Source organism: Flavobacterium covae (assembly GCF_001534645.1).
Lineage (GTDB): Bacteria > Bacteroidota > Bacteroidia > Flavobacteriales > Flavobacteriaceae > Flavobacterium > Flavobacterium covae.
Genome location: NZ_CP013992.1, coordinates 2,019,741 through 2,042,172 on the forward strand (window position 1 = coordinate 2,019,741; position 22,432 = coordinate 2,042,172).

The following is a 22,432-nucleotide window of genomic DNA, read 5'->3' on the forward strand; positions in this document are numbered from 1 at the left end:
CATAATAAAAATACATTTTCAACAAAAGAATATAAAATCTATGAAACCAACAACTTTTCTTGGAAAATTATATCTAATACCAACAACTTTAGGCGAAATAAATCCTGAAGATGTTTTGCCTTATACTGTTAAAAGAAGTATTGATTTTATAAACCATTATATTGTTGAAAACGAAAAAACAGCTCGTCGATTTATTAAAGCAATACACCCAGAAAAAAAACAACCTGAACTTATCATTAACACTCTAAATAAGCATACACAAGAATCCGATCATATTACTTTTATTCAACCTTTGTTAAATGGTCAAAATATTGGACTAATGAGCGAAGCTGGATGCCCTGGCGTAGCAGATCCTGGTGCAGCTATCGTAAAACTTGCTCACGAACGAGGTATACAAGTAATTCCTTTAGTTGGCCCCAGCTCTATCCTATTAGCCTTAATGGCATCAGGAATGAACGGACAAAGTTTTGCTTTTAACGGTTATTTACCAATAGACAAAGGCGAAAAAAAACAGGCTCTAAAAACATTTGAAAAGTTATCCTTTGACAAAAAACAGTCACAATTATTCATAGAAACACCTTACAGAAATAACAAATTATTAGAAGATTTGATTCTAATTTTACACCCTAATACTAGTTTATGTATTGCAGCTGACATTACATTACCAACTGAGTATATAAAAACGCTAACTGTAAAGGAGTGGAAAAAACAAAAGGTCGATTTACACAACCGACCTTCTATCTTTATTATTCATAAATATTATTAGTTAAAAGGTATAATGATGGGCTTTTGCTTTTTTATTAGCTTCCACGCAGCTTGTATCATACCCCCCGAATTCTTTTAGATACTCTGCAACAGAAGTACCATAGCCATCTCTACATTTACGATTTCCATTAGTTCTTAAAAATCTTTTTACTGACCCCACTCCTCCTAAATGAGCAGCTGCTAAAATTCCTGATTCAGTAATTACAATACCTCGGATTTCCTGACCTGAATAATTAGCAATTTCCTGACGAAGTTCCCATTTATTTCTTGCCAAATTAGCTAGAAATGCTTTTTCTTGTAATTTTTTACTGCTTAAAAATTGCGCCTGATCTTCTATCCCTAAGGCAGCAAGTGTTTCTTTTCCAAATTGATATTTTCCTAGATAGCCTAATGAATTTACTATGTTGTAAATCCCTCGCGATTCTCTTACACCTATATCTTGTGTAAAACCTACAAAAGTCTTACCTGTAAAAGGCACATCAAAAAATCGCTGTTCTACTTCTACTTCCATTGGCACTGTGTACAGCTCTTTATTTTCAAAAGCATGCAACCAAGGATACATTTCTATTTTGAAAGGTCTAAAACCTGAACTCAAAAGAACGATTGAACCAAATAATCCAAAATAGAATATTTGTTTTTTTGTCATAAAAATAAATTTCTTTTTAACTAAGTGCAGTAAAAAAACACTACTTACACTATCATCGCCAAAAAATTAACCCGACAAATTTACAATTAAAAACAAAATACACAACAAAAAAGTTTGTTAACTTTTTGAATATTAACATCAAAGCTTATAAAGACTTCGTTTATTCCTAGCAATTATTTTCTAAATTATTTTTAGATAAAATCTTTTAATACCATTTAAACTTAAAATATACTGGATTAAAAAGTAAAATTCTCGATATGTTTTTTTTCATTTTAAAAGAACTCGAACAAACGGTTGAGTATATGATTGGAATCATCGTTAGTTCGAGCGCGAAGCGCATCGAAAACTAACACTAATTTTTATTGTTTTTATAGGATAGTGTCTAAATCAACATTATGTGATTTCTCCCTTTGATCGAAATGAACAAGATTGCTAACTTTTTGTACGGTCTCAAGGTTAAGAAGATATAATATACTTTTCTACCATTTATAAGAATATTTTTCCAATCAAGCTCATCATTGTTTTATATAAAAAATGCAACCTTATCAAAGATTGCATTTTAAAATTATATTATTCTAAAAATATTATAATCCTAACTTATTTACCCATTCTGCATATTTTTTTGCATTTGCTTGGTGTTCTTCATACGTAACTGCAAAATCATGATATCCTTTACGTTCTACACTAGCACAAAAATAGATATAATCGTGCTTTTCTGGGGATAAAACGGCATCAACTGCTGATATGTCTGGCATAGCAATAGGACCTGGGGGTAACCCAAGGTTTTTATAGGTATTATATGGAGAATTTACAAATAGCATATCTCCTTTTACTCGTTTTATTACTTGATCAAAATCATTCGTGTTTTTTTTGATGGCAAAAATAATGGTTGGATCTGCCTGCAAAGGCATTTCTAATTTTAATCGGTTTAGATAAACACCGGCTACTCTTGGCCGTTCATCTTCTTTTACTGATTCTTTGTGTACTATAGAAGCTAAGGTAATAACTTGTTCTGGAGTAAGTCCAAGGGATTTTGCTTTTTTCATACGATCTGAATCCCAAAACTTATGATATTCTTCTAGCATTTTATCTCTAAATTTCTCAGCTCCAATATTCCATTTTATTTCATAAGTGTTAGGTATAAAAATTCCCAAAACATTATCTGATGTTAATCCATTTTTTTTCAAGAAAACAGGGTCTTGTATAACACGCATAAGACTCAAACTATCGGCCTCTATTTGCCCCGCTACACGAGAAACTAATTTCTCAAGAACTTCTTGATTATTAAACGAGAGATTTAAAGGTATATTATGACGCAGGGCTGTCACAATCTGAAAACTTCCCATTCCTTTTTTTAGTAAGAAACGTCCTGGAAAAACGTTTTGATTGTAAGAACGTTTTTCTGCTATTAATTTAAAGTTTTCTATATCGACTACCTCAGGTGTCATAATTTTAATTACTTCTTCGTAAGTAGCTCCAGTTGGGATAAAGATATACTTTTCGTTTTCTTCAAATTTTGTATTGCTTGTAAAGGCTTTAATGCAAACAAAAACGACCAGCACTAACCCTACTAGTCCTAACCCTAAAAATACTTTTTTGTTCAAAATAATTCGATTTTAATAATTTGGATTGATTAATTGAAAAAGGAGTTCATCTTGATAGCTTCCATTTTGAAAAATCCAATCTTTTTTAACTCCTATTTTCTGGAAACCAAAATTAGTAAAAAGCTTTAAACTGGCTTCATTAGAACAACCAATATTTGCATATATTTGATGTAATTGTAAATGTGAGAATGCGTATTTAACTAATATCTGTAGTGCTTCACTTCCTAATCCTTTGTTCCTATGTTTTTTATTTTCTATCACTATTCCTACTCCTGCTCTATGATTTTTAGGATCATAATCAAATAAATCAATCAACCCTACTGGTTTATACACTCCTAACTCGCATATTGCCAAACGTAATTGCTTTGCTTGATAAATATCTTGATCTGCGTTTTCTAAGTATTGTTTAATCAAAAAACGAGAATAAGGGGTTTGTGTATTACTAACTTCCCATATTGTTTCTTCATTTTCGATTTTATAAATAAATGACAAGTCTTCTGGTTCAAGTGCTCTTAGAAATATTTTTTCTCCTTTTAATGTAATCATAAGTTGTTCTTAATAAAATGGCAATTAAAAATAGCAATATTCTATGTCAATGTGATAGTATTATAAAAATTGACTCTTTTTGATTCTTTTAAACACTAATTTCTCCTTGAAAAACAAATTGAGCAGCCCCTGTTAATTGTATGTTTTTATATCCATTTTCACTTTTTTGAAATGCAATTTGTAATTGCCCTCCTTCAACTTGGATTGCTATTGAATTTGACGTTGCTTTTCCTAAATGATACATTGCTAATGCTACTGCTGTAGCACCTGTACCACAAGAAAGGGTTTCATCTTCTACTCCTCGTTCATACGTTCGAATTGCGAAACTATTTTCTCCTTTTTGAATTACAAAATTAATATTACTTCCTTCTTGCCCATACAAATCGCTATAACGAATTTTTGCTCCTTCTTTTTTAACTTCTAGTTCTTTTAAATCTTCTACTTCTTGTACGTGATGAGGAGATCCTGTGTTTAAAAAAACATATCCTGATTGTACTTTTACGGATGCTACATCTATCATTTGAAGTGAAACAAGATTTTCTTCTGTTATTCTTGCATGATGAATACCATCTACGGCAACAAAGGTGGTTACGTCTTGAATTACCCCTATTTTTTTAGCAAATGCCACAAGACATCTACCTCCATTTCCACACATAGAACTCTCATTCCCATCTGCATTGTAATATACCATCTTAAAATCTGTCGATTTGTCACTTTCTAATAACATCAATCCGTCAGCACCTATTCCAAAACGTCTATCACAAAGGAATTTGATAAGTTTGGTATCATTTTTGGGAAAACTCAAATCACGGTTATCTAATATGATAAAATCGTTTCCCGTTCCTTGGTATTTGTAAAATATGTGTTTCATTTGTTAAGATTTATTTATTATAAGTTGTTTATAAATCGACTATTTTTATAATTTCCTTTATTCGCACTGATTTATGCAACTCATATCCGATTTCTTTATAACCTCACCAAAGATACAAATATTAATAGGAAGTTAAAGATTGTTAAACGAGCGTTAAAGCTAAAAAATTGAAATAAGAAAATTATATTTTTACATTTAAATAAAACAAAGAAATAGAAGATGCCATGAGAAAATTAAGTAGTTTATTTTTAATTTCATTATTAAGTGGTACAACCACTTTAGGAGGTTACAAATTGTTTTTTGAAAACACTTCTACAGCCTCTTCCTTATCTATTGCCCCAAATTACACAAGAGCTGTAAGTATGGGAGCTGAAAATATAGATTTTACATCGGCTGCAGAAAAAGCTGTTCATACTGTTGTACACGTAAAAAATAAAACGGTTTATAATTTGCCTTCTGATCCTTTTATGGAATTTTTCTACGGGCATAGAGGTGGTCAACAACAAACGCAGGTGGGAACGGGTTCTGGAGTAATTATTAGTAAAGATGGCTATATTGTAACAAACAATCATGTAATTCAAAATGCAACAGAACTAGAGGTTACTTTAAATAACAACAAAACGTATAAAGCAAAATTAGTTGGTACTGATAGTAAAATGGATATTGCTTTATTAAAAATTGAAGCTGAAGGCGATTTACCTACTGCTATTTTTGGTAATTCCGAGCAAATAAAAGTTGGCGAATGGGTTTTAGCTGTTGGAAACCCTTATAACCTAACATCTACCGTTACAGCAGGTATTGTATCTGCTAAAGCCCGTGATTTGAGTAACCAAGGAATTCAATCGTTTATTCAAACAGATGCGGCTGTAAATCCAGGTAATAGTGGTGGCGCATTAGTCAATACAAGAGGTGAACTAATAGGCATTAACACTATGATTTCATCCCCTACTGGAAGTTACACAGGATATTCTTTTGCTGTACCATCTAATCTAGCTCGCAAAATTGTAGAAGACCTAATGGAATACGGCAATGTACAAAGAGCTGTTTTAGGTATTGAGGGTAGAGAATTGAATACCACAGCAGCAAAAGAGGTTGGGTCTAAAGAAACAACGGGAGTATACGTTGCTAAAGTTTCAAAAGGCACTGGTGCTGAGAAAGCAGGTATAAAATCAGGCGATATAATCAAAAAATTAGACGATAAAACAATCAATACATTTGCTGATTTAACTGCTTATATTAATACCAAAAGACCTAATGAAGAAGTAAAGGTAGGTTTTGTAAGAGATGGTAACCTACAAACTACTGTTGTAAAATTAGTAAAAAAAGAGTTGATTAATTATGACCTAAAAGGCTTAGAATTAGAAGATTTAGATGCTCATGATAAGAAACGATTTCGCTTAAGTTATGGTGTAAAAATAAAAGAAGTTACAAATGAAGAACTAACCGATTATGCGGAACAACTAAAAGGTGGAATCATCTTAAAAGTAGACAACATAAAGGCTACCGATATAGAAACGGTTACACGAGTAATAGCAAAAAAGGGAGAAACTCAAAAAACTCAGATTGAAATGTTAACAAATACAGGAGAATTATTACGTTTCCTTTTGTAAATAGTCTTCTCTATTAACCATTGAAAACCAACGTTAAAACGTTGGTTTTTTTAATAAAAAAAATCAAAAAAAAGTTTAGCAAAAGATTTTAAATAAATACTTTTGCAGGGTCTAATTTTTATAAAAAGAAATGAGCAATACAACTTATGAAAAAGAGTTAGCTTTTCAAGCTGACAGAAGAAAAGCAGCGGTTGAGTTTATCAAAATTGTAAGTGATTTATGGTATGACAAGTCAATCGAAATGGTTCTATTCAGAAACCAACTACTAGATCGCAATGTAAGCGAAATCATGAATTTACATGATTATGCTGGAGAGTTCGTTCAAAAACCAATTAATATTTTTGATTCTGTAGAAATTTTAAGAGCTATTCAAGCATTAGATTTCCCCCCTTCTCGTTTAGATATTGGTAAATTAACTTATGAATTTCACTTGGAAGACAATAAGTATAACGATGCTACTAGCTTTGTGGTAGACAAATTGAAAGATGCTAAGGCTTCGGATGAAATTAAACCTAAAGATGTTGTTCTTTATGGATTTGGTCGTATTGGTCGTTTATTAGCACGCGAACTTTCTTCAAAAGTAGGAAAAGGTCAACAATTACGTTTACGAGCTATTGTAACACGTGATAAAAATGATGCTGTTTTATTAGAAAAACGCGCTTCTTTATTACGTTATGATTCGGTTCATGGTGATTTCCAAGGTTCTGTAGAAGCTGATGCTGATAATAACACGCTAATCATTAATGGTGTTCCAGTACATATTATTACAGCTAATTCTCCGGAAGAAATAGATTATACAAAATATGGCATTCAGGATGCCTTGGTAATTGATAATACAGGTGCATTTACAACAGAAGAAGCATTAAGTCGTCATTTAACTTCGGTAGGTGTAGAAAAAGTTTTGTTAACAGCCCCTGGAAAAGGAGTTCCAAACATTGTTCATGGAGTAAACCACGAAGCTTATAATCCAGATGAAGTTAAAATTTGGTCAGCTGCTTCTTGTACAACGAATGCTATTACCCCTGTATTAGCTGCTATTGAGGAAACATTAGGCGTAGAAAAAGGTCATATTGAAACAATTCATGCTTATACCAATGATCAAAACTTGGTAGATAATATGCACAAAAAATACCGTCGTGGTCGTTCTGCTGCATTAAATATGGTCATCACTGAAACAGGAGCTGGAAGTGCTGTTGCAAAAGCATTACCAAGTTTAGCAGGTAAATTAACTTCGAATGCAATTCGTGTACCAGTTCCAAATGGTTCATTGGTAGTATTAAACCTTGAAGTAGGAAAAGCTACGAATCGTGAAGAGCTAAACAGTATTATGAAAAAATATGCTTTAGAAGGCAAATTAGTAGAGCAAATCAAATATGAATTAAATAATGAGCTTGTTTCATCTGATATTGTAGGAACATCAGCTCCTTCTATTTTTGATAGCAACGCTACTATTGTTTCTGCAGATGGTAAAAATGTAGTAATGTATGTATGGTATGATAACGAATATGGTTATAGCCATCAAGTAATTCGTTTAGCTAAATATATTGCTAAAGTAAGACGTTATACTTATTATTAATAGACAAACAAACAGAAAGTATATAAAGCCGTTTCTAAAAGAAACGGCTTTTTTAATGCCATTTGGCTGATTATTATTATTTTAAAATTTTTTAAATTTGAAAATAGAATCAATCAAAAAAATAGAAAATGAAAAAATTATTATTTCTGAGCTTTTTTTTCTATTCTTTAATAGTAGAAGCTCAAAAAAACATTTCACCCCCAATTCCCAAATCATTTAATTTAGGAATAGTTGATGAAATTACATCTAGTATCTTAAATGAAAAAAGAATTCTTAACATTTATCTTCCACAGGGCTATAACAAACAAGAGCGTTATCCTGTGATTTATGTTTTAGACGGAAGTGCTGACGAAGATTTTATTCACATAGCAGGTTTAGTACAATACTTTACATTTCCTTGGATTGAACGTATTCCTAAATCTATAGTGGTAGGAATTGCTAATAAAGATCGCAAAAGAGATTTTACATCAATTCCGAATCAACAAATCGTGAGGGATCGTTATCCTACTTCAGGTGGATCTGATAAATTCATGGCGTTTATAGAAAATGAATTACAGCCTTATATCTCCAAAAATTACACCACAACCAATGAAAAAACTATTATTGGTCAATCTTTAGGTGGTCTTTTAGCTACTGAAATTTTATTTAAAAAACCACATTTATTTGATCAATACATTATTATTAGCCCTAGTTTGTGGTGGAATGACGGAGAACTTTTAAAATTAAATCCTGATGTGTTAAAGGAAAATTTCCAACAAAATAAGTCTATTTATATTGGTGTTGGAAAAGAAGGACTAGGTCCTATTTTTGATAACCATGTAATGGAAGTAGATGCTAATTTACTTTTTGATAAAATAAAATATGGTAAATCTAAAACTGTAAAAGTTGTTTTTGACTATTTACCAGAGGAAGATCATGCAACAGTAACACATCCTGCTGTATTTAATGCTTTTAAGCTACTATATCCTAAAAAGAATCATTAAGATGAATTTACAACCGCAATTAGAAAATGAAAACGTTTTGTTGGTCCCTCTACAAAAAGAAGATCTTGATATATTGTATCATGTGGCATCAGATCCTTTAATTTGGGAACAACATCCTAAAAAAAATCGTTATCAAATAGAGGTATTTGAAATATTTTTCAAGGAAGCTATTGAATCAAAAGGGGCTTTTAAAATTATTGATAAAAAAGAAAATAGAATAATAGGTAGCTCACGATATTATGATCTTAATCTAGAGGATAAAAGTGTATTAATAGGCTATACTTTTTTGAGTAGAGATTATTGGGGATCTCTATACAATTCTCAAATAAAGAAATTAATGCTAGATTATGCTTTTGAGTATTTAGATAAAGTTTATTTTACGGTTGGCGCATCCAATATCCGTTCTCAAAAAGCAATTGAAAAAATTGGTGGCATAAAGAACAAGGAATTTTCTGTATTTTATGACAATCAATCTGAAGTTTTGAAATTTCAATATGTCATTCAAAAATCTATTTGGTTCAAAGATACTCAACAATTAAAAATTCAAAGCACTAAATTGCTCAAATAAAATTATGGCATTTATACAACATTTTCAAAACAAAGTATAAATGCCATTTTTTGTAGGTTTTAAGAAATTTGTTTTTTCTCTCTACATAAAAGTAAAATTGGATAAATTTTACAACGGCTTTATGAATATTTAAAAATTTATTTTCTTTCTTTCCATTATCATAGTTATCCAATAAGTAACAAAAAAAACGAGAATCATTAGTAAAATAGATTCATATACATTGCATTCTTTTTGTCCTAAGAAAGGTATTAAGCCTACTATTATAATCCATTGAATAGCATAAAAATTAGTAAGGTTTTTACTCAAAAAAGCTATAGGTTTATAACTCTTTTCGGAAACATATTTAATTAAAATATCACAAATTTTCATCCATATAAGTACAAATCCTATATATAGCATGATTCCTCCAATTCTAGTATGCCAATAGTCACCTAAATGATAAACAGGACTTCTATAAGTAATTATTCCTCCTATTAAAAAAAGGAAAGTTCCTAAGTAAAAACTTTTCATCAAAACTTCTTTATCTTCTTTATGCAAGAAATAGTATCCCATTACATATCCTGTTAGAGGATATACTAACCATGGAAATAGAGGGAATGACACAGCATCACCCTTGTCACCCCAAAATAAGTCTAATATTCTGTCTATAAAAGGATAACCTGTTTGAATACCCCATACATAAGTTGAACAACTCCCTATAAGCAGTATCAGAATTGCTATATATTTTACAAGTATTTTATACCTGCTTAATAAAGTCATGACCAAATAGGATAATCCCGCAAACTGTAGTATATCAATAACTAAGAAGTTATTTAATATGTTTTGGATCACATCGCCTTCTTTTGAAATTTCTTCAACAGTTTCTGTCTTTACGAATAAAGAAACAATACCAAAAAAAATGGCTGGAATTAATAATCTAAAAAAATTAAGTTTATACCCTTTCAAAAAAATAGACCCACTTCTTTTTAATCTTGACATAAAATCAAAGTTTCTAGAATAGGAAAAAGAAAGTCCCATACTAAACATAAAAACGGGAGCTGCCGGAGATTCACCTAATAGGGTAATTATTTTTCCGAAATAGGTATCTTTTTCTATTGCCGATAAAGTATGTGTATTGAGGATATGTACACAAACCATAAACACTGCTGCTAGTGCTTTGGCTAAATCAATAAATTTTAATCTTTTCATTTTATGTCTTTTAATTTAATTAATTTAATTTCATAATCTAAACTATCCATTTTATAGTCTTTTTTGTTCTTTAAATATCTAAAGCTTAGCACGCCTGTGTTATATTGTCCTGTTTGAATAGCATTAAGAAGGTTTAATTTTTCTTTGGAAACATAAAATTTATAGTTATTATTTCTATCTAACTTTATATCTTCTTTCACTAATTGTACTTTATAAGTACTATAGTCTGGTGTGGTATAAAGAGGAGAATAAAAAGTCCATGAAAAATAATCTGAAATAGGCTGATTTTTAACTGTAACTTCTAGTGCTTCGTCGTCATTTAGTTTTACATAAATACCTTCATAAAATATATCTTTTGATGGAAATAATGCGTTAGAATTTTTAGGATTCAACTTAACTTCTTGTTTTGAGGTATTAGGTGCCACACTTAGCGAATTGGTTAGATCTATTGAATTTTCAACCAATCCTTCAAAGAAGTTAACAAAAGAGGTGTTGGTATCAATCTTTTCTTCTTCGTTCTCTATTTCTTTGGATGAATTTGACGCAAGTTTATCTATAATGGGGGTTGTTTTAATATCATTTAATCTTTTATTGTAATCCGAATAGTATTCTCTTAGTATAATAATATAATCGTCATCGCTTATTTTTAACCAATTTTTTTTACCTCCTGTATTAGCGGCTGACAGGTTTATTTCATAATCTCCATTTGGACTAATTTCCATTGCTTCTGAAGCAATACTTTCTGAAAGTAAATTATAACCTTCATCTTGTTTATATACTTGTACACCTACATAAAAGGCTTTTCCTAAATTTCCTTTTATTACGTAATCATTTTTACTTGAAATAAATGCGGAATAATAATTTGTAGAAGGATTATCTCCTGCAATTTTACGATTTAACCCTATCCAGTTTGTAAATCTAGGGTTATCACTGTCATTATTTTCTAAATACACATCTTTACTTAAGGATAGAGCGTCTGTAAGGAAAATTAATGATTCTTTTTTAATTGATTCTACTTTGTGTCTTTTTGCAAATTTTTCTACTTTACTTAAAGTGTTATCAATTTTTAAATTTTGTGCATTTAAATAATTTAATCCTATAAAAAGGAGTGTTAGTAATCTCAAATAATTCATTTTTTATATTTAAAAGTTTTTATTATTTCTAATTATCAAATTTGTTATAAAAAATATATTTACAAACAATTTTTTCTTAGAGGAAGAGCTATATAATATAGCATGGGACGTTTATTCCAGATTCAATAAACCTGGTTTTAATATTATTTTATGTTGAATTAGTTTAAAAGTTTAATATTTTAAACCTTATTCTATTCATCTAGTAAAACGCGATTGATTTGAACAAATCTTTTAGCATAATAGGGTTCTTTAGTGGATGATATAATTACTCCTTGGCTAGTTGATGAATGGATAAATTTAATTTCATCTTCTATAACTTCTGTAATCATACCTACGTGTCCTACTCCTCTACCTCTTGTAGCAAAGAAAATTAAATCTCCTTTTTGGGCTTGACTTCTATCAATACGAACACCTGCTCGTTGCGCCATTTCTCTTGATGAGCGGGGTAAAGTCATTTCTATATTTTTAAATGTAGCAAACATTAAACCGGAACAATCAAAACCTCCATTACCTGTAGATCCGCTACGATAGCGAGCTCCTATATTTTCAGATGCTTTGGTTATCAAAAATTCTGCTTTAGATATATTTTCTTCTGACAAAGGAGCTACTACGGTAATAGGTATTTCTGGTTGTACTGCTTCTGATTCAATGATTAACTCATCTGTATTTTCTTCTTCTATTTGAGGTTTAATTTCTACTATCTTAATTTGTCCTTTTTTAGATGGAGCAGGTATTATATTTTCTGATGTTTTAACTGCTTCAACTTCTTTTTGAGGCACTGTTTCTTTAGATGTTACAACCTCTTTTATTGAATTTTGAGATTTTGTATCTATTGCTAGTACAGGTGTATTTTCAGGTATTGATTTTGTTTTTATAATTAATTTATCACCTATGGCTAAATTATTTTTTATCTGAGGATTTAAAGATTCTAATTCCGTAATGGAGATACCATATTTTCTTGAAATACCGTATTTTGTTTCTTTTATTTGTACTTCGTGTAATAACTCTATGGTATTACCACTTAAATTAGGAGAAATATCTGTTTTTCCTTGTGCAGTAAGAGTTTCTTCTTTTTTGTTTTTTTTATTTTTTTTCGGTTTTTCATCTATTAGATTTAACTCGTTGCCTTTTTCTGCTGGAATTTTGATATGTTCTCCTATTTTTAGTCCTTGTAATTCAATATTAGGGTTTACTTCCTTTATTTTTTCTATGGTTGTGTTATATTTTTTGGAAAGGCTGTATAATGTTTCTTTCGTGAGTACTTCATGTTCTAGTATTTCAACTTGAGGTTGTTCTTTATCTTTAACTTTAGAAATCGGTATTTCTAAAATCATATTAAGCTGTAATGTTTTTTTTGCTTTTGGATTTAGTTCTATTATTTTACTTTGCTTTACGTTATACTTTTGAGCAATACTATAAACTGATTCACCACTCACTACTTTATGTTTAATTTTTTCTTGCCCAAAAACACTAACCGAGAACCACAAGAGGCTATAAATAATTTTTTTTTGAAAATCCATTTTTTACATTTAGGTGTATAAAAGGTTTGCCCTTTTTATTCGTTTCGCAATTTACATAATAAAAGTGGGTCCTTCCTTTAAATTTAACATTTTTTTAAAATCAAGAATACCTAATTTGCCTTTTAATATGGTATAATACCATTTAAACTTTGAAATTTCCTCATAATACTATTTTTTACCCTTGAGACTGTCCAAAAAGTTCGCAATCTTGTCATTTCGACCAAAGGGAGAAATCACATAACGTAGGTTATGAAACTCCTCCTTTCGTAGGAGTGACAACCGCATATTGATTTAGACACTATCCTACAAAAGCAATAAAAATTAGTATTGATTCTCCATACGTTTCGCGCTCGAACTAACGATAACTTCGATTATATACTCAACCGTTTGTTCGAGTTATTTCTAAAATAAAAAAAACATATTGAGAACTTTATTTTTTAATTCAGTATATTTTAAGTTTAAATGGTATAATTTTAGTCACAATTAATATTTTAGGATTTCAAATAAATCAAAACTCTTGTATTAAATGAATGTTATTATTTTTTAATCTTATGTTTTAGTAATAGTATCTAATTCTTTTAATATAGATGGAATACGAAAATTTCCATGCATATTTTTCAAATGACCAACTGCTTTTCCTATTTCGATTCCAATGGTAGAAACATATAACGGTTTTTTACTTTCTCCTCTATATACAGGTTCTACCGTTGTTTTATTACTATGAAATGCGTTTTTAGCAACTCCTATGATTGGAATTTTTTTTTCTAATAATTCCCATACATATCCGCCTAATCCGTATTTTAAGGAGTCATCTACATAAATGTGTCCGTCTATTATGATAATCTCTAGTTTTTCTAAAGGTATCTTCTTTAATAGTGCTTCAATACATGGCAATTCTCTTTTGTAAAATTCTCCTGGTATATACTCTTCTATTCCTTGCTTTATATCTATAATAATTTCTTTAGGTTCTGCATCTTCCCAATTAAAAAGTACTCCAACACTTTTGGCTATATCATCTATATAATATACATCTATGGCTAGTATCATGTTATATCTTTGTATGTATTAGTTTGTTTTTATTCAATCTTTCAGAAAGTATTTTAACTAGTTTTTTATTTCTATATTTTTTAAATATAAATTAACTTAATTATATTTTTATAATTAAATCTAAAGTTATTTAGTGTTCGTAATGTTTTCTATAAAAATAGAAAAGGTATTGTTTTGTAATCTGTTTATTTCTAAATTTAGTTAAACTCAAATTACGCATTATAAATTTATTAGAACTAAAAATGTCTTTAACTCTAAAAAAGTACTCTTTTTTTCTTCTTTCCTCTTTTTATCTTCATTAAAAAGTAAGGTATAATTTGGGTTTAAAAAAAATTCAAGAATGTATTTTATTTGAATTAAATCAAGTTTAGACGAAATGAGCTCGATCAAATACCGAGCTCATTTTTATTAGAATTAATTATAAATTTGTTTAACCTTTTGGATTTTACTTATCTTTTTGAACAGTTCTCATTAATTCATTTTAAAAACATATTATTTCACCAATAATTTATGAGATGGTGCAAACTTAGTTAAATTAATATTTTGTACTGCTTGTTTGTATTCTTCAATAGTTGGAGTTCTACCTAGGATAGTTGACAACACTACTACGGGTGTTGAAGAAAGTAGAGATTCTCCTTTTTTAGCATCTGTATCTTCTACTACTCTCCCTTGGAATAAACGAGTAGATGTGGCCATAACGGTATCTCCTTTTGAAGCTTTTTCTTGATTTCCCATACATAAGTTACATCCTGGACGTTCTAGGTACAACATGTTTTCATACTCGGTACGTGCATTTGATTTAGGGTTATTATCATCAAATTCAAAACCTGAATATTTTTGTAATACTTCCCAGTCTCCTTCAGCTTTTAATTCATCTACAATGTTATAAGTTGGAGGTGCTACTACTAATGGTGCATTAAATTTTACTTCGCCTTTTTGTGCTTCTACGTTTTTCAACATTTGGGCTAATATTTTCATATCGCCTTTATGCACCATACAAGAACCTATAAATCCTAAATCGACTGTTTTGGTTCCGCCATAAAAAGATAATGGGCGAATGGTATCATGTGTATAACGTTTAGAGATGTCTTTATTATTTACATCTGGATCGGCAATCATTGGTTCGTTTACCACATCTAGATCTACTACCACTTCTGCATAGTATTTAGCGTTTGCATCTGGTTTTAATGCAGGTTCTTTTCCTGAACGAATCTCGCTAATACGCTGATTTGCTTTATCAATCAAGCCTTGTAATACTTTGTTTTTGTTGTCCATTCCTTTATCAATCATGATTTGGATTCTAGACTTTGCAATTTCTAAAGATTCTATCAGGGTTTCATCTTCAGAAATACAAATAGATGCTTTAGCTTTCATTTCTGCGGTCCAATCTGTAAAGGTAAAGGCTTGATCTGCTGTTAATGTACCTATATGAACTTCAATAATTCTACCTTGGAAAACGTTTTCGCCTCCAAACTGGTGTAACATTTGTGCTTGTGTTGCATGAACTACATCACGGAAATCCATATAATTAGCCATATTTCCTTTAAAAGTTACTTTTACTGATTCTGGAATTGGCATAGAGGCTTCACCTGTAGCTAAAGCTAAAGCTACTGTACCAGAGTCAGCACCAAACGCTACTCCTTTAGACATACGTGTATGTGAATCTCCTCCTATAATAATGGCTCTATCATCAACTGTAATATCATTTAACACTTTGTGAATTACATCAGTCATTGAATGGTATACTCCTTTAGGGTCACGTGCTGTAATCAAACCAAAATCGTTCATAAATTTCATTAATTTTGGAATGTTTGTTTGTGCTTTTTTATCCCAAACGGAAGCGGTATGACATCCTGATTGGTAAGCTCCATCAACAATTGGCGAAATTACTGTTGCAGCCATTGATTCTAATTCTTGGGCAGTCATTAAACCTGTAGTATCTTGGGATCCCACAATATTAACTGTCACACGAACGTCAGAACCGGCGTGTAATATTGTTCCTGGTGTATTACCTACTGCATTTCTATTGAATATTTTTTCTACAGCTGTTAATCCTTGACCTTCTATAGAAACTTCTTTTGAAGGAGCAAAAACTACAGGTGCTGTTATCCCCAAGGTTTTTGCTGCAAAGGTTTGTAATTTTTTACCAAAAACAATAGCATAAGATCCTCCTGCTTTGATAAATTCCATTTTTTGTGGAGTAAATGATTTTGATAAATCAATTAATTCTTTATCTCCGTTGTATAATTTTTTTGTTTTTGTGTTGATTGTTAAAACAGTTCCTGTTTCAACAGAATAGACTTGTTCTAATACAGGCTCTCCATTTTCATCTCGAACTAGTTCTCCATTTGTGTCTGTCTTTTTTATCCAGTTTTTAAGATCAATACCAATACCTCCTGTTACATCAACTGTAGTTAAGAAAATTGGTGAGATTCCGTTAGTACCCCCTACAATTGGAGCAAAGTTTACAAATGGTACGTAAGGACTTGCTTGTTTACCTGTCCATAATGCTACATTGTTTACACCTGACATACGAGAAGATCCTACTCCCATTGTGCCTTTTTCTGCTACCAGCATTACGCTTTTATCTGGATGTTGTAATTTTAAAGCTTCTATTTCTTCTTGTGCTTTAGGAGAGATCATACATTTACCATGTAATTCTCTATCAGAACGTGAATGTGCTTGATTACCTGGAGATAGTAAATCTGTGGAAATATCTCCTATACCAGCTACGAAAGTAATAACTTTCATTTCCTCTGCCACTTCTGGTAACTTTGTAAAAAACTCAGCTTTAGCATAACTTTCTAGTATTTCTTTTGCTACTGTATTTCCTTTTTCAAAAGCTACTTTTAAACGATCCATATCTGCATCGTATAAGAAAACTTGTGTTTTTAATACTTCTGCTGCTTGTTTGGCTATTTCGGGAGTATTTCCTAAAGCTAAATCCAGCAATACTTCTATAGAAGGTCCTCCTTTCATGTGTGACAACAATTCGAAAGCAAAAGCGGGTGAAATTTCGGCAACTAATACTTCTCCTAAAATTATTTCTTTTAAAAAATCAGCTTTTACTTTTGCTGCTGGGGTTGTTCCTGGTAAGGTATTGTAAATAAAAAACTTTAGAGAATCTTCTCTATCTTGATTATTTACATCTTTAATTTGTAGTACAATTTCGTTTAATAATTCAGCTCCATCAATAGGTTTTGGATGTAATCCTTGTCCTTTTCGCTCTTCAATTTCTTTAAGGTATTCTTTATACAATTCCATATCTAATTACTATAAATATAAGGTTATTATTTTTGTTGTTCAAATTTACGAAATGTTCAGATTGCTTAAAAATTTTCAAAACAAATATCGCAATCTTTCATTATTTTTTACCAAAATATCAAATTAAGCACTTTATATTTAAAAATAAATAAATAAAACAGGTTGTATTTTAACGAAATACAACCTGTTTTAGTTTTATAAAATGTTTTTTCTATTATTTTTTGGCTTTTATATATTTAAATAACCAATCATAAAAGACATCTTTATGAAAATAGCGTTCTACACTGCCATGATTTCCATTGGGCTCTATGGTAAAAGTAGCATCTGCTTCTGGTATACATTTTTTTATAGCTTCATATACTTTTGAGGATTCTCTTAATGGTACTATAAAGTCTTTTGCACCATGAATAATCCATAAAGGAAGTTGTGCTAAGTTAAAACTATCTGCTGTATTACCTCCTCCACATATAGCAACGGCTGCTGTTAATTCATTTGGGTATTTTCCTGCAAAATGTAAGGTTCCATATCCTCCTAGGCTCATTCCACAAACATAAATACGACTTGCATCTACAGCGTAATTTTCTTTTGCATATTGAATGAGTTCTAGTACTTTATCAGGATTCCAAGCTCCTTTAGCTAATTGGGGTGCCATTACTACCGCATCAATCTTACGTCCGCGTTCTATAGCACGCAGAACGCCGTATCGTTTTACACGATTCAAATTGGTACCGGAGAGGCTTTTTCCGTGTAAAAAAAGTAATAAAGGTAATTTTTCTCCTTCTTTAGGGGCTTGTACCCAAAAAGGATATGAGGTTTTTCCTTTAACAGCCTCGATTTTTTTAGGTTTTTCTTGAAAGGATAAGAAAAAAAGTGCAATGATTACTCCAATCCATCTCATATTAAAATAATTTTTGAATAATACTTTCTTCTGAAATACCTTCTGCATCTGCTTTATAATTTTTCACAATACGATGTCTTAAGATTCCTACTGCTACGGCTTGTACATCTTCTATATCAGGACTAAATTTACCTTGTAGAGCAGCGTGTGTTTTGGCTGCTAAAATTAAATTTTGAGATGCACGCGGTCCCGCTCCCCAATCAATATAGTTCTTCACCAGATTGGGTGCTAAAGGATTGTCAGGACGTGTCTTGGATACTAAAGTTACAGCATATTCTATGACGTTATCGGTAACAGGTATTCTACGAATCAATTGTTGGAATTCAATAATTTCACTTGGGGTAAATAATGGATTTACGCTTGCTTTAAAATCTGACGTAGTACTTTTAACCACCATCACCTCTTCTTTAAAGGTTGGATAGTTTAACTTGATGGCAAACATAAACCGGTCTAACTGTGCCTCTGGTAAAGGATAAGTTCCTTCTTGTTCTATAGGGTTTTGAGTGGCTAATACAAAAAAAGGTAGCTCTAACTTATAATGGTGTCCTGCTACTGTAACTGATTTTTCTTGCATAGCTTCTAAAAGTGCTGCTTGGGTTTTTGGCGGTGTACGATTTATCTCATCTGCTAGAATAATATTAGAAAAAATAGGTCCTTTTATGAATTTGAAGGTCCGATTTTCATCTAAAATTTCACTTCCTAAAATATCGGACGGCATTAAATCTGGAGTAAACTGAATACGTTTAAAATCTAATCCTAATGCTTGCGAGATTGTATTTACCATTAATGTCTTTGCTAATCCTGGTACTCCTACTAAAAGTGCATGTCCTCCGGAAAATATACTTAGGACAATTTGGTTAACTACTTCTTGTTGTCCTACAATTACCTTGGCAATTTCTGTTTTTAATTCTTTTTGTTTTTGAACTAGTTGCTCTATAGCTGTTACGTCTGACATTTTATTTTAGATTTTTTGAATTTGATTTTAAAATTGAAAAACAGATAAAACCAAACTCATTTACAAAAAAACTTTTTCTTTTAAAAAAGTTAAAACTAATATTTTTATTTGATTTAAAAAAATTTGAAATAAAGCTAATCACTCATCTAAGCTCATTTTTCGTAAGATTTTTAGTACTTCATTAAAACCTCTAAATTGTTCTAGATAAAATTTCAATTGTTTTTCATCATAATTTTTTATTATAAATTGAACAATTTCGTTCACTTCTTTTTTCTCGTATAATGACGAATTATGGATATTACATAATGCTTTTAAGAATTTAATTTCCGACATTTTAAAAGCATCTTCTTTGTATTTATTAAAAATGGTGTAACTATTTGTTTTATTTAAAATATCAAAAAGAAATTCTTGTTTTCCTTCTTCTTTTTTTAATTGATAATATAACTCAAATGCTTCTTGATTTCCATAAAATATGGCATTAGTTGCGTTTGTCAACAAAGCTTGTCGGTATTTTTTAAAATCTTCTAAAGGAGCATATTTTTTTATTAATTCATAGTTATTTCGACTAAAAATATATTTTCCGTGTCGTGCTAGTAATAAGGCTAATTTATCGTTTTGTTCTAGTTTACGATATAATTCATCTAAAATTTCAACATAAGGGATATTAATTTCTTCATAATAATTACTATGAATTTGATCTAAAGCGTATTTTTCTACTTTTTCATTTTCACCTAATTCATTTAATGCTTTAATAAGTAAGAGGTTATAGTCGTTTTGAAATTTTACAGGTTCAAAAATTTTTACATACTTGGCAAACACCCCATGTTCTATATAAATAGGTAGAACAAATTCTCTTAAATCAAAGTTTTCTAATCTCCAATCTATTTTTTTTTCTAAAAAAGGTTTTGCTTTTTCTTCTAATTTATTCAAGAAAAATGCAAGTTTTAACTCGTTTGTTTTTGAAAATTTATAAATCTTATCTAGATAAAAGAAATTAGTATATTTTTTTCCATCTGTTATTTCAAAGACTATCAAAGCCTCTACTCTTTCACACCATAAGTCAAAATCTTTTAGGAGTAAAAGATTTGTAATAAAAGTTTCTTTTATTTTTTTGATAAAGGTTTCAATTCGAGTCGTATGTAAACAATAGTCATTATAAAATTGCCAAAGCTCTTTGGCTATATAATCAATATGCTTTAGATTTTCTAGGGTTTGATTTTTTAAAAGAATTTCAATATAAGGTTTTAGACTTATTTGAAGGGTATCTATAATTTTTTTTACCTCATTGGTTTGTACTGTTTTTCTTTTTCCTATAATAGATTTTATAGATTCATTAATAATATCTGTAAGTTTTTCTTCTGAAATTTGAATTTCTTCTTTAAAGAATTGATTTTTAAAAACAAAGGCTATTTCTTTATTTGTGTTCAATAAATTTGCTATCCAAATCCGCAAATCGGTATCTGAAATCGTTTCTAATAATTGGTCTGATTCGGATTGTTTTTTAAGGATTCTTTTTTTTGATGTTTCAGTTATTGTTTTTTGATTTTTAAGAAAAGAGGCTAATGCTATTATATGTATACAAACACTATTAGCTGAACAATCGCAAAGGGTTGTCTCAATTTCTTTTTTGGAATTGATTTTTATTTGTACATCATAACTTTTATCTTTTTGATCTACATAAGCAACAAACGAGTTGGGCTCTAACTCATCTAAATCACGAACAGTTAGTTTCTTTATCTCTTTTAGTTTTGTATTATTTTCTTTTAAAAAGGTAGAAAGAGTAGACATAGGCAACAATTATAACGAACACTTTTTTCTAAAAATAAATATTAAAAAAAAGAGTTAATTCTATAAAACTATAAAATTAACTCTTTTTTTGTATTATAATAAAATTTATTTTTTTAACCAATTATTAGTGAAGGTACAGTCACGATACTCTCCATTAATTTTAATATGGGTTTCTTTTATTTTATCTGCACTCCACTTCCCAATTTCTTTTAATTGTTTTTCTTTTAGTGCTAATTCTTTTAAACGTAAGTAATCTTTTGCATAATCAGCCGTATGTTCTTCAAAACGATTAGTTACGGTCATAATTTTAAAAAATTTTGCACCTGTTCTATCTTCATCTGTTACAGGATATGATATTTCACCGTCTTTTAAATTTGCTACTACTCCGTAAATAGAAGGATCCATTTTGGTCAATTCAAAACGAGTGTCTTGTGTTTTTGGGTTTGTTAAAACTCCTCCATCATTTTTAGTTTCCTTTTCATCTGAAAACTGGCGAGCTGCTTGGGAAAAAGTTAATTCTTTATTTAAAATACGTGATCTAATTTTTTCTGCTTTTTCTTTTGCTTCTTTTATGGCTTTATCAGATGCTTTAGGTGCAATTACTATATGTCGTAACTCTAAATCTTGTCCTTTAATTTTTTCTAATTGTATAATATGATAGCCAAATTCTGTTTCGAATGGTTCTGATATTTCTCCTTCTTGTAGACTAAAAGCTACATCTTTAAATTCCTTAACAAATTGTGTTTTTCTATTCATTTTATAGTAACCTCCACTATTTTTAGATCCTGGATCTTCTGAATATAAAACTGCTTTCGTAAAAAAACTAGCCCCATTTTCTAATATTTCTTTTTTTAATGATTTTAGTTGATCAATGATGGCTTGTTTGGATTCTTTAGAAATTTCAGGTTTTATTACAATTTGAGCCAATTCCATTTCTGCTCCAAAAACGGGTAGTTCTTCTTTTGGTATTTTTTTATAGAAATCACGTACTTCTTCAGGCGTAATAGTTACACGATCTACAATCTTTTTTTGCATCTCTGCGGTTAATTTATTTGACTTAATAATATCAAATAACTCAGTTCTCAAATCTTGTTCGTTCGTTTTTCTATAATATTCAACTACTTTTTCTATTGAGCCTAATTGTTGTTTAGCATAGTCTAATTGTTCCTCTAATTTTTGATTTATTTCTGCATCTGTTACCTTTATACTGTCTTGAACTGCTTGATGAGCATATAACTTATCTTCTAATAATTTGCCTAGCATTTGACAACGAGAAATTTCTTTTGTATTAATTCCTTGTTGTTTGAGTTCTATATAGGTTTTATCAATATCTGAATCTAAAATTATATAATCTCCAACTACTCCAACTACACCATCTACTTTTGTTTTTTGAGCAGTAGTCGAAAAAACGGCAATGAATAAAGTTAGAAAAACACTTACTTTTTGAATTAATTTCATTTTTATTGCTTT

General features: G+C 30.1%; 18 protein-coding genes. 5 read left to right on the top strand and 13 right to left on the bottom strand.

Features of this window, described 5'->3' with window-relative positions; translation table 11 throughout:
• Window positions 1-40: 40 nt before the first annotated feature.
• Entirely contained in the window at window positions 41-766 is a 726-nt protein-coding gene (locus AWN65_RS09015; RefSeq protein WP_060382863.1) for an SAM-dependent methyltransferase, read from the top strand.
• On the opposite strand, the gene AWN65_RS09020 is transcribed toward AWN65_RS09015, so the two are convergent.
• The 4 genes from AWN65_RS09020 to dapF all read right to left on the bottom strand — a co-directional run bounded on the left by AWN65_RS09020 (window position 767) and on the right by dapF (window position 4,432).
• The gene (locus tag AWN65_RS09020) at window positions 767-1,411 is read right to left on the bottom strand and encodes a hypothetical protein (RefSeq protein ID WP_060382864.1); all 645 of its coding nucleotides are present in this window, start codon (window positions 1,409-1,411) and stop codon (window positions 767-769) included.
• 584 nt (window positions 1,412-1,995) lie between these two features.
• The gene (gene mltG, locus AWN65_RS09025) at window positions 1,996-3,015 is read right to left on the bottom strand and encodes an endolytic transglycosylase MltG (protein WP_060382865.1); all 1,020 of its coding nucleotides are present in this window, start codon (window positions 3,013-3,015) and stop codon (window positions 1,996-1,998) included.
• Window positions 3,016-3,027: 12 nt separating this feature from the next.
• On the bottom strand, window positions 3,028-3,561 hold the full coding sequence (locus AWN65_RS09030; RefSeq protein ID WP_060382866.1) for a GNAT family N-acetyltransferase: 534 nt from the start codon (window positions 3,559-3,561) through the stop codon (window positions 3,028-3,030).
• Between the two features lie 88 nt (window positions 3,562-3,649).
• Window positions 3,650-4,432 carry a diaminopimelate epimerase gene (gene dapF / locus AWN65_RS09035; protein WP_060382867.1) on the bottom strand — a complete coding sequence of 261 codons (783 nt, stop codon included), beginning with the start codon at window positions 4,430-4,432 and terminating at the stop codon, window positions 3,650-3,652.
• Between the two features lie 224 nt (window positions 4,433-4,656).
• Here dapF and AWN65_RS09040 point away from each other — a divergent pair, with 224 nt between their 5' ends.
• The 4 genes from AWN65_RS09040 to AWN65_RS09055 all read left to right on the top strand — a co-directional run bounded on the left by AWN65_RS09040 (window position 4,657) and on the right by AWN65_RS09055 (window position 9,169).
• Window positions 4,657-6,042: a S1C family serine protease gene (locus tag AWN65_RS09040; RefSeq protein ID WP_060382868.1), complete on the top strand. Its 1,386-nt coding sequence runs from the start codon at window positions 4,657-4,659 to the stop codon at window positions 6,040-6,042.
• 130 nt (window positions 6,043-6,172) lie between these two features.
• Window positions 6,173-7,618 carry a glyceraldehyde-3-phosphate dehydrogenase gene (locus AWN65_RS09045; protein ID WP_060382869.1) on the top strand — a complete coding sequence of 482 codons (1,446 nt, stop codon included), beginning with the start codon at window positions 6,173-6,175 and terminating at the stop codon, window positions 7,616-7,618.
• A 128-nt stretch (window positions 7,619-7,746) separates the two neighbouring features.
• Entirely contained in the window at window positions 7,747-8,601 is an 855-nt protein-coding gene (locus AWN65_RS09050; protein WP_060382870.1) for an alpha/beta hydrolase, read from the top strand.
• Window position 8,602: 1 nt separating this feature from the next.
• The gene (locus AWN65_RS09055; protein ID WP_235588305.1) at window positions 8,603-9,169 is read left to right on the top strand and encodes a GNAT family N-acetyltransferase; all 567 of its coding nucleotides are present in this window, start codon (window positions 8,603-8,605) and stop codon (window positions 9,167-9,169) included.
• Window positions 9,170-9,298: 129 nt separating this feature from the next.
• Here the strand turns inward: AWN65_RS09055 and AWN65_RS09065 are convergent, their stop codons facing one another.
• The 9 genes from AWN65_RS09065 to AWN65_RS09105 all read right to left on the bottom strand — a co-directional run bounded on the left by AWN65_RS09065 (window position 9,299) and on the right by AWN65_RS09105 (window position 22,420).
• On the bottom strand, window positions 9,299-10,357 hold the full coding sequence (locus AWN65_RS09065; RefSeq protein ID WP_060382873.1) for an acyltransferase family protein: 1,059 nt from the start codon (window positions 10,355-10,357) through the stop codon (window positions 9,299-9,301).
• Entirely contained in the window at window positions 10,354-11,490 is a 1,137-nt protein-coding gene (locus AWN65_RS09070) for a hypothetical protein (RefSeq protein ID WP_060382874.1), read from the bottom strand. The genes AWN65_RS09065 and AWN65_RS09070 overlap by 4 nt, the downstream gene beginning before the upstream one ends.
• A gap of 191 nt (window positions 11,491-11,681) precedes the next feature.
• Window positions 11,682-13,010, bottom strand: coding sequence for a peptidoglycan endopeptidase (locus tag AWN65_RS09075; protein ID WP_060382875.1), 1,329 nt, complete (start codon window positions 13,008-13,010; stop codon window positions 11,682-11,684).
• A gap of 549 nt (window positions 13,011-13,559) precedes the next feature.
• A complete protein-coding gene (locus AWN65_RS09080) occupies window positions 13,560-14,057 on the bottom strand; it encodes an endonuclease V (protein ID WP_060382876.1) in 498 nt (165 codons plus the stop codon).
• Window positions 14,058-14,549: 492 nt separating this feature from the next.
• Window positions 14,550-17,321: a bifunctional aconitate hydratase 2/2-methylisocitrate dehydratase gene (locus tag AWN65_RS09085; protein ID WP_060382877.1), complete on the bottom strand. Its 2,772-nt coding sequence runs from the start codon at window positions 17,319-17,321 to the stop codon at window positions 14,550-14,552.
• A gap of 214 nt (window positions 17,322-17,535) precedes the next feature.
• Window positions 17,536-18,219 (bottom strand): carboxylesterase family protein, encoded by a 684-nt coding sequence (locus AWN65_RS09090; RefSeq protein WP_060383870.1) that lies wholly within the window; start codon window positions 18,217-18,219, stop codon window positions 17,536-17,538.
• Between the two features lies 1 nt (window position 18,220).
• A complete protein-coding gene (locus AWN65_RS09095) occupies window positions 18,221-19,174 on the bottom strand; it encodes an AAA family ATPase (protein ID WP_060382878.1) in 954 nt (317 codons plus the stop codon).
• A 138-nt stretch (window positions 19,175-19,312) separates the two neighbouring features.
• Window positions 19,313-20,962, bottom strand: coding sequence for a hypothetical protein (locus tag AWN65_RS09100; protein WP_060382879.1), 1,650 nt, complete (start codon window positions 20,960-20,962; stop codon window positions 19,313-19,315).
• Window positions 20,963-21,067: 105 nt separating this feature from the next.
• Window positions 21,068-22,420, bottom strand: a complete 1,353-nt coding sequence (locus tag AWN65_RS09105; protein ID WP_060382880.1) for a peptidylprolyl isomerase — start codon at window positions 22,418-22,420, stop codon at window positions 21,068-21,070.
• Window positions 22,421-22,432 lie beyond the last annotated feature (12 nt).

Coding starts and splice junctions, on each gene's coding strand:
- AWN65_RS09015 (WP_060382863.1), top strand. CDS start 41: ATGAAACCAACAACTTTTCTTGGAAAATTATATCTAATACCAACAACT.
- AWN65_RS09020 (WP_060382864.1), bottom strand. CDS start 1,411: ATGACAAAAAAACAAATATTCTATTTTGGATTATTTGGTTCAATCGTT.
- AWN65_RS09030 (WP_060382866.1), bottom strand. CDS start 3,561: ATGATTACATTAAAAGGAGAAAAAATATTTCTAAGAGCACTTGAACCA.
- dapF (WP_060382867.1), bottom strand. CDS start 4,432: ATGAAACACATATTTTACAAATACCAAGGAACGGGAAACGATTTTATC.
- AWN65_RS09040 (WP_060382868.1), top strand. CDS start 4,657: ATGAGAAAATTAAGTAGTTTATTTTTAATTTCATTATTAAGTGGTACA.
- AWN65_RS09045 (WP_060382869.1), top strand. CDS start 6,173: ATGAGCAATACAACTTATGAAAAAGAGTTAGCTTTTCAAGCTGACAGA.
- AWN65_RS09050 (WP_060382870.1), top strand. CDS start 7,747: ATGAAAAAATTATTATTTCTGAGCTTTTTTTTCTATTCTTTAATAGTA.
- AWN65_RS09055 (WP_235588305.1), top strand. CDS start 8,603: ATGAATTTACAACCGCAATTAGAAAATGAAAACGTTTTGTTGGTCCCT.
- AWN65_RS09065 (WP_060382873.1), bottom strand. CDS start 10,357: ATGAAAAGATTAAAATTTATTGATTTAGCCAAAGCACTAGCAGCAGTG.
- AWN65_RS09070 (WP_060382874.1), bottom strand. CDS start 11,490: ATGAATTATTTGAGATTACTAACACTCCTTTTTATAGGATTAAATTAT.
- AWN65_RS09075 (WP_060382875.1), bottom strand. CDS start 13,010: ATGGATTTTCAAAAAAAAATTATTTATAGCCTCTTGTGGTTCTCGGTT.
- AWN65_RS09080 (WP_060382876.1), bottom strand. CDS start 14,057: ATGATACTAGCCATAGATGTATATTATATAGATGATATAGCCAAAAGT.
- AWN65_RS09085 (WP_060382877.1), bottom strand. CDS start 17,321: ATGGAATTGTATAAAGAATACCTTAAAGAAATTGAAGAGCGAAAAGGA.
- AWN65_RS09090 (WP_060383870.1), bottom strand. CDS start 18,219: ATGAGATGGATTGGAGTAATCATTGCACTTTTTTTCTTATCCTTTCAA.
- AWN65_RS09095 (WP_060382878.1), bottom strand. CDS start 19,174: ATGTCAGACGTAACAGCTATAGAGCAACTAGTTCAAAAACAAAAAGAA.
- AWN65_RS09100 (WP_060382879.1), bottom strand. CDS start 20,962: ATGTCTACTCTTTCTACCTTTTTAAAAGAAAATAATACAAAACTAAAA.
- AWN65_RS09105 (WP_060382880.1), bottom strand. CDS start 22,420: ATGAAATTAATTCAAAAAGTAAGTGTTTTTCTAACTTTATTCATTGCC.